General features: G+C 51.7%; 5 protein-coding genes. All 5 read left to right on the forward strand.

The genetic code is table 11. From position 1 onward, the window contains the following. The first annotated feature begins 143 nt into the window (after positions 1–143). On the forward strand, positions 144–7,586 hold the full coding sequence (locus CWC22_RS04730; RefSeq protein ID WP_195879856.1) for a non-ribosomal peptide synthetase: 7,443 nt from the start codon (positions 144–146) through the stop codon (positions 7,584–7,586). After that, entirely contained in the window at positions 7,564–8,535 is a 972-nt protein-coding gene (locus tag CWC22_RS04735; RefSeq protein WP_138538954.1) for a TauD/TfdA family dioxygenase, read from the forward strand. Before CWC22_RS04730 ends, CWC22_RS04735 begins: the two co-directional genes overlap by 23 nt. Positions 8,536–8,633: 98 nt before the next feature. Continuing rightward, positions 8,634–9,893, forward strand: a complete 1,260-nt coding sequence (locus CWC22_RS04740; protein WP_138538953.1) for an efflux RND transporter periplasmic adaptor subunit — start codon at positions 8,634–8,636, stop codon at positions 9,891–9,893. A gap of 9 nt (positions 9,894–9,902) precedes the next feature. Further along, positions 9,903–10,610 (forward strand): ABC transporter ATP-binding protein, encoded by a 708-nt coding sequence (locus CWC22_RS04745; protein ID WP_049863393.1) that lies wholly within the window; start codon positions 9,903–9,905, stop codon positions 10,608–10,610. Between the two features lie 11 nt (positions 10,611–10,621). After that, a complete protein-coding gene (locus tag CWC22_RS04750) occupies positions 10,622–13,030 on the forward strand; it encodes an ABC transporter permease (protein WP_138538952.1) in 2,409 nt (802 codons plus the stop codon). Positions 13,031–13,049 lie beyond the last annotated feature (19 nt).

Here is a 13,049-nt window from a genome sequence, read left to right on the forward strand (position 1 = left end):
GAGGTGACAGATCAGTGGCCTTGTCAAATCTTACAGGCAGTCATCACCATCCCGGTTCTGTTATAAATAGTCGTATGTAGTGACCACAGAAGTAACATGAAGTCAGTCTCTGGCGCATGTCTCGACTAACAGGACTTGAATGAATGGTTGAAATCAACAAATTATTAGCTGAACTGGTTGCTCAGGGAGTAGCAGTTTACCTGGATAATGGCAAGCTCAAGGCCAAAGCCCAGAAAGGGGCCCTGACCGCAGAGCATAAAGCGCTTATTAGCGCGAATAAGCATGACATTATTGCAACGCTGTCCCAATCAGCCCCCATTGAGCAGGTTGAACGCATTCAGCCGGTGGCAGAGCAAGAAAAACAACATAGTTTGTCGTTTGCTCAGCAGCGTCTGTGGTTTGTCAATCAACTACAAGGCGGTGGCAGTGAGTACAATATGCCGATGGCGTACTCGGTGTATCAGCCGTTTGATGTATCACGCGCCACGCGTGCGTTGCGCACCATTATCGCGCGTCATGAGATTCTCAGAACGGGCTATGAAGCCAGTGACGAAGGACCCCGGCGCCTGGTACGTGAACAAGTCAGCAATGAGGTGCAGTTTACCGATCTGAGCGCGCTGGCGGAACCCGTGCAACGGGACGAGGTCAAGGCACTGGCGCTGGCCCATGCCGGACGGGAATTTGATCTGCAACACGATGCACTGCTGGATATTCACTATGTCAAACTAACCGATACGCCGTGTGGTACTCAGCCTCATGGTATTTTGCTGTTTAACATGCACCATATCGCGTCCGATGCCTGGTCGATGGACATACTTAAAAATGAATTTATGACGCTGTACAGCAGTGAACAGGGGTTACCCCCTTTATCGGTGCAGTACAGTGATTTTGCTTATTGGCAGCAAAACTGGGCAAAGTCGCAGGACTATCAGGACCAGTTAGCCTACTGGCGTTCACATCTCACGGGCTTACCAGAATTACACAGCCTGACCCCAGATCATCCCAGACCTGCGAAGAAAAAGTTCAGTGGCAAAAAATGCAATCAGACACTCAGTGCTGAACTGACGGAAAAATTAGTAACCATTGCCCGTCACTATCAGTTATCACCCTTTATGTGTCTGCACAGTGCGCTGGTATTGCTACTCCATACTTTTACAGCCAGCCGGGATATTGTGGTGGGCACCACCGTTGCTAACCGGGCTCAGGCCGAAGTAGCGCAGTTGATAGGGTGTTTCTTAAATCGTCTGGTATTGCGGGTGGAGCTCAAAGCCCAGTCCCTGGACAGTTATCTGCAACATATTCGGCAAGTTCATTTGTCGGCTCAGGCCAATCAGGATGTGCCTTTTGAGCACCTGGTTGAGCAGCTCGATGTAACCCGCTCTAATAGCTATACGCCGCTATTTCAAATTCAGCTGACCTGTAATGACAGTGGTTTAGCTGACAGCCCACAGGCGCCGAAAAGCACGCCGTTCAGACCGTATGTGCCCGAAGATATGACCATGACAATTCGCGGTGATATCGATATCCATGCAGAGCTTGGTCAGGAGGGGACCGTGATTGGCTGGTCATATGATGATGCCTTGTACAGTGAACAAAGCATCACGACCATGATGGCACATCTTGAAACTATCTTAGAAAACTATGCCCGTTGTCTGGACACTGAGCATGGATTTACCACTTCTATTGATGCTTTGACGGCGCTCAGCGATACGCAGTTTAGTCAGTTACAAACCCAGTTGCCAGTCACGCACAGCGCTTACGACGCGCGCAGTTTGACAGAGCGCTTTGAGCAGCTGGCTGTGCTGACACCGGATGCGATTGCCGTGCACAGTGACACCGAACAACTTAGCTATGCGCAGCTTAATGCGCAGGCGGCTAAACTGGCTGACTGTTTGCAGGAGCAGGGCGTTGAGCCCGGCGATCTGGTGGGCGTGTGCATGCCACGCAGTGCCTGCCTGATGGTGAGCTTACTGGGCGTACTCAAAGCCGGGGCAGCTTATATTCCGTTTGAACCCAGCAACACCAAAGCCCGCAACCAGCAGATTATCGCTGATGCCGCTCTGGAGTGGGTGATTGTCAGTGACGCACTGGCCGCCCGCGTTCCGGATGCCGGGGTTGACCTGTTGTTACTGGAGCAGGATGTCACTGATGCGAACTGGCTCAGTGGCTATGACAGCGATTTTGGCACGGAAACGGTTGCCCATGACAGTCCCGCTTATGTGATTTACACCTCAGGCTCTACGGGTACTCCCAAAGGCGTGGAGATAAGCCACCGGGCCCTGATGGATTATTTGAACTTTGCCCTCAAAGGCTACTATGCCGACCACCTTAACGGTTCACTGCTGGTGACATCACATGGTTTTGATATTGGTGTTCCGAGTTTGTACTTACCGCTATTGAGTGGTGGCAGTGTGCAACTGCTGGATAATCAGGAGTTGTTACCGGCCCTGAGTAAAGCCCTGAATAAAGCGGATGAGCCACGACTGGTGCGGATGACGCCGCATCATGTGGAAGGGGTACTGGCCTTGCAGGAGGCGCCGCTTGCAGGCGTGCAGCATGTCTTCGTGATTGGCGGTGAGCGCTTTGAGCGCGATGTGGCACTGGCCTTACAAACCCAGTTCCCGGACAGTCAGGTATTCAACCACTATGGTCCGTCTGAGGCCACGGTAGGCTGTGTGATGTATGACATCAGTGCCAATCATGCCGACTTACCGGCGGAGCTACCCATTGGCCGGGCCATGGACAACACCTATGCCTATGTACTGGATGCGCAGCTTAACGCCCTGCCACAGGGTGCCCGGGGTGAGTTGTTTGTCGGCGGGCCGTGTCTGGCCACAGGTTATGTGAATAACCCGACGCTGAGCGCCGAGCGCTTTATTGAGAACCCGTTTTATGACCCCAGTGATGCGACCAGTCCGGCCCGTTTGTATCGCACCGGCGATCAGGTGCGCTATCAAAACAGTGGCGAGCTGATGTTTTTAGGACGCATAGACGAGCAGGTTAAGATCCGGGGTTTCCGGGTGGAGCTGGGTGATATCAGCAGCCAGTTGCAGCAAATCTCGGGCGTTGAATCGGCTGAGGTGTTGTGTAAAGCCCTGGCCACCGGCCCGGAGCTGGTCGCCTATATTAAGGCGGAAAACTCGGCGCAGCTGGGGGCTCTGTTAAGTGACTGCGAGCGTCTGCTGGGTGAGCAGTTACCGGCCTATATGGTACCGGCCCACTTTGTCGGGCTGCAAAACTGGCCGCTGACGGCGAACGGTAAACTGGACAAAAAAGCACTGCCGGACCCGCAGGAAAAAGCCGCGGCCCAACACGTTGCGCCACGCACAGCAACGGAGCAGCAGCTGGTTGAGCTGTGGTCTTCATTATTAAAGTTAACGCCGGAGCAGATAAGCGTAGACAGCAGCTTCTTTAAGCTGGGTGGACATTCTTTGTTGTCGGTGCGTTTAGTGGCGGCAATCAAACAGGCCTTCGGGGTTGAATTTAGTATCAGCGAGTTGTTCGAACATGCGAGCATCGCCAGCCAGGCACAACAGGTCGAGCATAAACAGGCACAGGGAGGCAGCACAGCACAGCGCATAGAAGTGCAGGCCCGTCCGCAAGATGGTCGCATGGCCGCATCCTTTGCGCAGCAACGACTGTGGTTCATCGACCGCTTACAGGGTGGCTCGGCGCAATACAATATGCCAGCCGCATTTGAAGTGAGTGGTGAACTGGACCTGGACGCTGTTGAAGCAGCACTGAACACCATAGTTGCACGCCACGAAGTACTGCGCAGTGTCTATCGGGACGGCGACTCGGGAACAGAGCAGGTGATCCAGACTGACGTACACTTCACACTGGATTATGAAGATCTCAGGCTGTTGAACCCGGCAACACAGCAGCAGACAATTGCGTCACTGATCCCACGCTTACAATCACAGCCGTTTGACCTGAGCAAGGACCTGATGATCCGGGCAGCGTATATAGATACGGGTGCCGATTCTGAGCATGCGTCTGTGCTACTGTTTAATATCCACCATATCGCCTCTGACGGATGGTCATTGCAGTTGCTGGTGAAAGAGTTTGTGCAGCTGTATCGGGCTTACACGCAAAATCAGGACAATCCGCTGACCCCGTTACCGATTCAGTATGCTGATTATGCCCATTGGCAACATAGCTATCTGAGCGGCCCGGTTCTGGAGCGCCAGTTAACCTACTGGAGTGAGCAATTATCTGATCTGCCTCCGGTACACAGCCTGCCGCTGGACCACCCGCGTCCGCAGGTCAAGCAGCATGTCGGGGAGCTGGTGCAGGGTAAACTGGATAGTGATGTCGCAGCTGGGCTGGCCGAGCTGGCTCAATCGCAGGGACTAACCTCCTTTATGCTATTACACAGCGCGCTTTCATTACTGCTGAGCAGACACAGTAACAGTAAAGACGTGGTGATAGGCACACCGGTTGCGAATCGCACACAGACTGAACTTGAGTCCTTAATCGGCTTTTTTGTCAATACACTTGTACTGAGAGTGAACACGGCTCAGCCCGACATAACGCGTTACTTAGAGCATGTTAAAGCGGTGCACCTTGGTGCACAGTCGCATCAGGACGTGCCATTTGAACAGCTGGTTGAGCGCTTAAACGTGCCAAGAAGTACAGCACATTCGCCACTATTTCAAATTATGCTCACCACGCAGACCGATTATGGCCTTGATGAGCAGGCCACTGAGCAGGGGGAGCTGGACCTGAACGGGGCGGCACTGACCATGCGTGGTGCAGCACAGACCGTGGCCAAATTCGATATTGAAGTCAACATAAGTACGTCAGCGCAGGGGGTTGCGATTAACTGGGTGTATGACAAAGCCTTGTTTACGCATGCGCACATCAGTACGCTCAATCGCCATCTGATGCAGATATTAACTCAGCTATCACAGCTGCAATCCACGTCGGTGCCGTTAAGCAGCATCGCGTTGTTATCCGCACAGGAGCGAACGCATTTACTTGAGACACTCAATCCGGCACCGGTTGATTATGATACGACGCTGACGATGGCGCAGTGGATTGAACGTCAGGTCGCTAAAACCCCGACGCAAACCGCGCTATGTTACGAAGGACAGACACTGAGTTATCAGTCTCTCAATGATAAAGCGAACCAACTGGCCAGACACCTGCGTGCGGAACATCAGGTTGTTCCCGGCACTCTGGTGGGCGTGTGCATGACCCGCTCCCTGGAAATGGTGATCGGCATACTGGCCATACTGAAAGCTGGTGGTGCCTATGTGCCGCTTGACCCAACACTGCCAGAAACACGTCTGGACTATATGCTGGCACACGCAGGTATTACGACCATCTTGACGCAAAGTGACCATCAGTCTAAGTGTCAGGCAAACAATGAAAATACGCCTGCACTGATCCTGATGGATGGGTACGCGCAGGACGTGACACGTTTTGGAGATTATGCAACCCAGGATCTGAGTCCGCAGGAAACCGGGCTGAGTGCTCAGGATATGGCCTATATGATTTATACCTCAGGGTCGACAGGAAAACCCAAGGGGGTGTTAGTCAGCCATCAGGCTTTGGTTAACCGGGTTGACTGGATGGATAAGCAGTATGGTTGCGATCATCACGATGTTATTTTGCAAAAAACGCCGTTTGGCTTTGATGTCTCGGTCTGGGAATTTATGTGGCCGTTATGTCGCGGAGCCCAGATGGTGCTGGCACGGCCTGAGGGACATAAAGATCCGCAGTATTTGTGTCAGTTAATCCGCCAAAGCGGTGTGACTAAGTTGCACTTTGTTCCTTCCATGCTGGGCATTATGCTGGATTATGGCGCGCTGGCACAGTGCACCAGTATTCGTCAGGTATTTTGTAGTGGGGAGGCGTTACAGGTTAAACAAGTGCAGGGCTTCAGAGCCAGTTTGCCTGATGCACAACTACACAACCTCTATGGGCCAACCGAAGCGGCAATTGATGTCAGTTATTGGGATTGCTCGCAGCCAATCAGCACCACAGTGCCCATAGGTAAACCCATTCAGAACATCCAGCTGTTGATCCTCGATGACGACTTGCAGCTGGTGCCCTTTGGCAGTGCCGGAGAGTTGTTTATCGGCGGAGATGGTCTGGCCTGGGGATACCATAACCAGCCAGAGCTGACTGCTGAGCGGTTCATTAACAATCCATATCAGAGCGAAATGGGCGCGCGGGCCAGTACCCGACTGTACCGAACCGGTGATTTAGTGCGTTATCTGGATAACGGCGATATTGAGTATCTCGGACGCAGCGATGATCAGATAAAAATCAATGGACTACGCATCGAGTTGGGAGAAATAGAAAGTGCGTTACTGGCGCAACCTGAAGTGGATTCCGCCCTGGTTACCACCATTGAGCTGGATCAGGCAACCCCGACTCTGGTGGCCTATTTTAAAAGCACACTAAGTGCCACTGAGCTGGATGAAGCACAGCTGACAGAGCAGTTACAGGCGCGACTGAGTCAGAGTTTACCGGCCTATATGGTGCCAACTCTGTTGTGCCATGTTTCACCCTGGCCGGTGACTGCAAATGGCAAAGTCGACCGCCGCGCTCTGCCAACGCCAGCATGTAAAAATGTGGCGGCACACGCGCCACAAACGGATATGGAAAAGCAGCTGGCGACCTTGTGGCAGCAGGTTCTGCAGTGCCCGATCCAGACGATTTATAAAGAGAGTGACTTTTTTGCGCTCGGAGGCAGCTCACTGAAGCTGATCACGCTGGCGATGCTGATTGAAAAGTCTTTCGCCTGTGCAGTTTCACTGGAGCAGTTGTTTAAAACGACGCTGCTGGCAGCTCAGGCAGACTTGATTGCAGCGGGTGGCACCGAACAGGCGACGCCACAGCTGAAACCATTAAACAGCAGCACCGATGCGGCATTCACTGTGTTGTGTTTGCCGGGCGCAGCCGACCTGGCGCGCAGCTTTATGCCGCTAGCTCAAGCCCTGGAGGGAGAAATGACGGTTTATGGCTATGAACACTTGCCTGAACACGCAGCGGCCTCAAGCATTCAGGCCTATGCAAATGAATATTGCGCGCATATTCGTAGCCATTTTATGCAGCCACTTAAAGCGGGTCGCCTGGTGCTATTAGGCCACTCTATGGGCGGACTATTAGCGGCTGAGATCAGCAAGCAGCTGGCACCGACCCCGCCTGCGCTGACCATTTTGCTGGACAGCTATATAGCCTGTTCGGATGTCAGCGAGACAAACACGGAGCAGGCTTTACAGGCATTGATTAAACAGCTGGCGATCCCTGCTGGTTTTGCCGAGCAGTTTGAGCGTCTGATGTTACGTCACACCAGTCTGGCCGAAGGCTATCAGCTGACGAGCGAAGTAGCACAACGCTGCTTCCTGATTGGTGCCCGGGCAAACCCCAGCTGGACCGAAGCTTATCAGATATTTTTGAGAGATAAATTACAGCTACCTCACAGCAGTGTGGCCGGCGATCACTATTCAATATTGTGGCAGGAAAATATCAAAGAACTCACTGCCCAGATAAAACAGCATATTGATCAGCGTATTGGCAAACAACAGTTACAACAAGAGAGATTTGAAGATGACAGTGTTAGAGAAGTATAGCGTGGAGGATTTACAGTCAGTTAAGGGCATGCCTCTGCTACTGGAAGTCGCCTTAGAAGGACAAAGAGCCACTCATTGGGCTGCTGAGCATGCCGGGCAAATAGATGCCCTGCTTGATGCCAATGGCGCAGTCATGTTACGTGGCCTCAATATTATGAGCAGTAAACAGTTTGGTCAGGTGCTGAGCACGCTATTTGACGCTGAATTGTTGAATTACTCTTATCGCTCAACACCGCGCACTGAGCTGAAAGGCAATGTGTACACCGCGACGGAATATCACCCAGATGAAGTGATCCCGCAACATAATGAGCATGCTTATTCAAACAAGTGGGCGATGCGACTGGGGCTATGTTGTTTGCTTCCCCCACAGGCCGGAGGTGAAACCCCAATCGCTGACAGCAGGGAGGTATTTAAACGTATTCCGCAGGAGATCCGTGAAAAGTTTGCTGCGAAAAAAGTGAAGTATGTACGTAACTACGGTGATATCGATTTGCCCTGGAGCGAGGTATTTCAGACTACGGACAAGCGTGAAGTTGAGCAGTATTGTTTCAACAATCAGCTCGATTTTGAGTGGATTGGCGAGCATCGTTTGCGTACCTCGCAGATTAACCCCGCCATTGCCAGACACCCTAAAACCGACGAACAAGTGTGGTTCAACCAGGCGCATTTATTCCATGTGTCCTCGCTGGGTGAAGAAACCTGTGCCCAGTTGCTCAGTGCCTGTGGGGAAGACGGTTTGCCGCGTAACGCATTCTATGGTGACGGCGAGCCGCTGGAACCTGAAGTACTGGACATCATTCGTGCCGCATATGACGAAACAACGCTTTACACCCCCTGGCAAAAAGGCGATTTGATGCTGGTTGACAATATGCTGTTTACCCACGGCCGAAGACCCTTTAGTGGCGACCGTAAGGTTCTGGTTGGCATGGCCAGAGAATATGGCTGGTAAGTACTCACTGTATGCTTTTGTTACTCAAAAGCAGGCATTACTAAGAAAACACATAAATTGAATTGGACAGCGGGTCCAGTCCGCAGTGGAGAACATAGATGGACATTACCATTGAAGAGCAAAAGAAGTTTAACTGGCGGTACGTCAAAATTGCGCTAGCCGCAGTGGTGATTATTTCCGGCGCCTGGTGGCTGAAGAGCTACTTTGGACAGGCAACCGCCCTGGTTGACAGCACGGATGTGCGTACTGCCAAAGTGCAAAACGGGCAGTTTCAGGTCAGCGTGAGAGGTATGGGCGTACTGAAACCCAAAGAAGTCATCTGGGTGGCGTCTGAAGTGGCCGGGCGAGTAGAGAAGGTCTTTGTTAAGGCGGGGGCGGTAGTTGAAAAAGGGCAGCCCATTGTCAAACTCAACAACCCCAAACTGTCGTTGGTACTGGCCAATGCACAGGCCAAACTGGAAAAAACGATTGCTGAAAATACCGCACAGTATGCTCAGTTTGAGTCTGATTTGCTGGATGCGGAAGCCGCGGTAAAGCGTGCAAAAATGACCCACCAGGGCAATGAGCTGGAACTTAACGCACAGCGCAAACTGCGCGAGATGGGCAACAGCAGCGTATCGCAAATTAAGTTTAAGCGCACAGAGTTTACAGTGCAAAGCAGCAAGCTGGACCATGAGTTACAAAAGCAACGACTGGAAAAGCTGAAGCTCAATATTGAGGCACAAAAGCTGGCTCATAAAGCACAGCAGCAGACCCTGCAACAGGAGCTGGCCCGGGCACAAGAGCAACTCGACAACCTTTATGTCCGTGCGGCAATGGATGGGGTATTGCAAAGCATGGATCTGGAGTTAGGTCAGGATGTGGCAGAAGGTGGCAGTGTGGGCAAGATTGCCAATCCGCGTAGCCTGATCGCAGAAATAGACGTACAGGAACTGCAAATTAAGGATGTGACACCGGGTTTAGGGGTCACTATAGATACCCGTAAATCACAGATCCAGGGCGTTGTGTCTCGGGTCAGTCCTCAGGTGGAAAAGGGCCTGGTTGCGGTAGAAGTAGATCTGATCGAGGCACTGCCCAGTGAAGCCCGTCCGGAACTGTCAATTGAAGGGGTGATCAACATCACCGACAAGCCCAACACTTTGTTCGTTGCGAAACCTGCGTTTGCTGAGGAGTACCAAAGTGCCAAGATTTTCAGAGTCGATAGCAAAGGCAATATTGCACAGGCCGTACAGGTCAGGTTTGGACAAAGTTCAGTGAATTTTATCGAGATTACAGAGGGGCTGAATAACGGCGATACCGTGATTATTTCCGCCACCGACAATTTTGCTAATAACGAAAAAATATTTTTACATAATTAGGACAGCACAATGAGCAATATACTAGAACTTAAGAATATCAGTAAGTATTTTCAGTTCGACGAGATGAAGACGATGGCCCTGTCAGACATCAGCTTTTCGGTGAAAGGGGGAGAATACGTTTCTATTAATGGGCCTTCGGGGTGCGGTAAGTCAACCCTGTTGTCCATTTTGGGCATGCTGGATACGCCTTCTGGTGGCCAGTACTTTTTGTCGGGCAATGATGTGTCAAATCTGAGCCGGGATCAGCGCGCCACGGTGCGCTGTAACCACATCGGTTTTGTATTTCAGTCCTTTAACCTGATCAGTGATCTGACAATAGAAGAAAACGTTATTTTACCGCTGACTTACCAGGATAAATACAACGCCAAAGAGGCCAAAGAAAAAGCCTTGTCAGTGCTGGAGCAGGTTGACATGTTGCATCGGGTGAAACACTTTCCGTCGGCCCTGTCCGGCGGTCAGCAACAGCGTATTGCGATAGCCAGAGCACTGGTCAACGACCCCAAATTGATCCTGGCGGATGAACCAACCGGTAACCTGGATTCAAAAAATGCCGACATCGTATTGCAGCTGTTTGATGATCTGCACCAGCAAGGGCGCACCATCTGTATGGTGACGCACGATCCTCGTTCATCAGCCTGCGCCAGTCGCAGAATTGATATTTTTGATGGCAAGCTGGTCAGTGATAAACCGCTGCCTGAGTTGGCAAAAAGCGCCTGAGGTAATGAGTTATGGGTTTCTTAATTGATATTCGCTACGCCCTCAGGCTGTTAGCGAAAGCGCCGAAGTTCACCATGCTGGTGACTTTCATACTGACCGCAGGTTTGACGATCAGTTTGCTGACTTTCAACATGGTTTACACCATTTCATTTAAGCCGTTACAGGGTAAAGATGCCAGCAGCATTGTTACGCCGCACCTGACCGGCAGTACCCGGGTGCTGACGTTTGAAGATGTCACGCAACTGGGTCAGTCGCAATTCAGCGCCGTGTATAATGAATATACCTTGCACTATCGTGAAGAAGTGCGCATGGAGAACCAGGGCCAGGGCGTGAGCCTGCTGGGTGAGAAGGTGATGCCAAACTTTTTCTCCTTCACCCGCACCGAACCGCTGCTGGGCAGAGCCTTTAATAATAACGATGGTGCGGCGGGGCAGGCACCGGTCGTTGCGCTGAGCTATCACGTGTGGCAAACCTTATTTGCAGGTCGCGAGTCTGTGTTGGGCGAGCATGTCCGACTTGGCGGCAAAAGCTACGAAGTGGTTGCGGTTATGCCTGAGGGTTACAAGTTCCCTGTGACTTCTGATCTATGGTTGCCGCTGGATACCAAGCAATTCGCTCAGTTTGACTTAAAAGACAAGCAGGTGAGTGTGCTGGGTCGATTGCATGCCAGTGTCTCTGAGGCGCAGGCCAACTCCGAGCTGGCCAGCGCTCTGACCGCCGTGCGCGAAAGACGTTTATCGCAAAGTGACAGAGTGCAGTTTATCGCACCGACTGTCACACACATGAGTCTGCAACAGCAAAACATTGAAGGCATGGGGGCATTTATTTTTGTCGGGCTGCAAAGTTTCGCGCTGGCGATCCTGTTTATGGCCTGTATCAACACAGGTAACCTGCTGTTTTCCCGTTCTATTGAACGTCAAAAAGAAACCGCCATCCGGGGTGCCCTGGGCGCTAAAACCAAGCGTCTGGTACGTCAGCTAGTGTGTGAAGGTGGACTGATCACTTTGCTGGGTGGGGCACTGGCCATTGTACTGACGGCTGTTCTCTTGTCTGTGATTAATGGCACGCTGCAGGCGAGTCTGGGCAGTGGCATGCCGTTTTGGTGGAACTGGCACCTTGACTGGCAGACCTTAACAATGGCGGTATTATTTATTCTGTTTACCTTTTTCTTTGCCAGTGTTTTACCGGCAGTAAAAGCCGCTAAGATGGACATTAATACGGTATTGCGTGACGGCACCCGTGGGTCGCTGGGCAGAGGCGCAGGTCGTTTATCCCGGATCATTGTGACCATTCAGGTTGCGATTATTGCGGTCTTAATGTTGTCAGGCAGCCTGGGCAGTTCGGTTATCTTCAATATCACTGATATGGTGACGGCAGAAAAAACCCAGGGGCGTTATTCTGCTTATTTCAATCTGGTGGGGGCTGAGTTTGAAAGCCCGGAACAAAAGGTCAATTTTGTCGAAACTGCGGTACAGGACCTGTCGAAATTAAGCAGTGTCTCAGAGGCTGACATGATGCAAAACATGGGACTGAAAAATGTCCGTATGGATGCTGAATCGCGCGTGCGTGTCGATGTAATGGGCACACTTGGTAAGCTGGCGTTTTTTGATCAGACTCTGGTTGCCGGACGCGGCATCGATGCCCGTGATAACAGTGAAAACCTGCGTGTTGTGCTTGTCAGCGAATCATTTGCCAAGCGTCACTTTAATGGCCAGTCTGCACTGGGCAAGCAACTGGATATTGAGTTGTCCGATAAATATGTCACTCATACTGTGGTGGGCATAGTCAGTGATCGCAGTGGTAACACTCAGGGCATGTATGCGCCATTAGCTGAATATGATGAACTCTATGTCTCTTATCTGCAATCGCCTTACGAGTGGGTACAGCTGATCTTTGAGCAGCAGGCCGGCATGCAGTCAGCACAACAAGACTTTTACACCTGGCTTGGACGCAGTGATTATCAGGCACACTTCTCGTTTATTGTTGACCTGGAGAAAAATGCCAACCTCTATGCAGATATGCTGGGGATTATGTCCAACGGGGTGATTTACTCCGGCGTGTTCTCTTTGTTCCTAGCATTGATGGGCGTGTATGGCGTGTCTGCGGCATCGGTGAGTATGCGTAGCCACGAGATAGGTATTCGCCGTGCATTGGGTGCCAAAGACACGGCAATCACCATTTTATTCCTGAAACGTAATATGGGTCCCTTGCTGATTGGCCTGGGCGTCGGTCTGGTCGTGTATGTACTGAGCTGTATGGTATTTGCGTCTATGATAGGCTCTAAGATTGGTCTGAGCACCTATATCGCGATAGCCCTGATCACCAGCACTTTGCTGACCAGCATGTTGTTGTTATCGGGTTATGTGCCAACGCGCCGTGCCGTTCAAGACGAGCCGGTTGCAGCACTCAGAGCTGAGTAAGTAACCGGGCGGGCCAGAC

The organism is Pseudoalteromonas rubra (genome assembly GCF_005886805.2).
Taxonomy (GTDB): Bacteria; Pseudomonadota; Gammaproteobacteria; order Enterobacterales; family Alteromonadaceae; genus Pseudoalteromonas; species Pseudoalteromonas rubra_D.

Excerpts from the sequence above, each read along its gene's own strand:
- CWC22_RS04740 (WP_138538953.1), top strand. The coding sequence starts at position 8,634 with ATGGACATTACCATTGAAGAGCAAAAGAAGTTTAACTGGCGGTACGTC.
- CWC22_RS04750 (WP_138538952.1), top strand. The coding sequence starts at position 10,622 with ATGGGTTTCTTAATTGATATTCGCTACGCCCTCAGGCTGTTAGCGAAA.
- CWC22_RS04730 (WP_195879856.1), top strand. The coding sequence starts at position 144 with ATGGTTGAAATCAACAAATTATTAGCTGAACTGGTTGCTCAGGGAGTA.
- CWC22_RS04735 (WP_138538954.1), top strand. The coding sequence starts at position 7,564 with ATGACAGTGTTAGAGAAGTATAGCGTGGAGGATTTACAGTCAGTTAAG.
- CWC22_RS04745 (WP_049863393.1), top strand. The coding sequence starts at position 9,903 with ATGAGCAATATACTAGAACTTAAGAATATCAGTAAGTATTTTCAGTTC.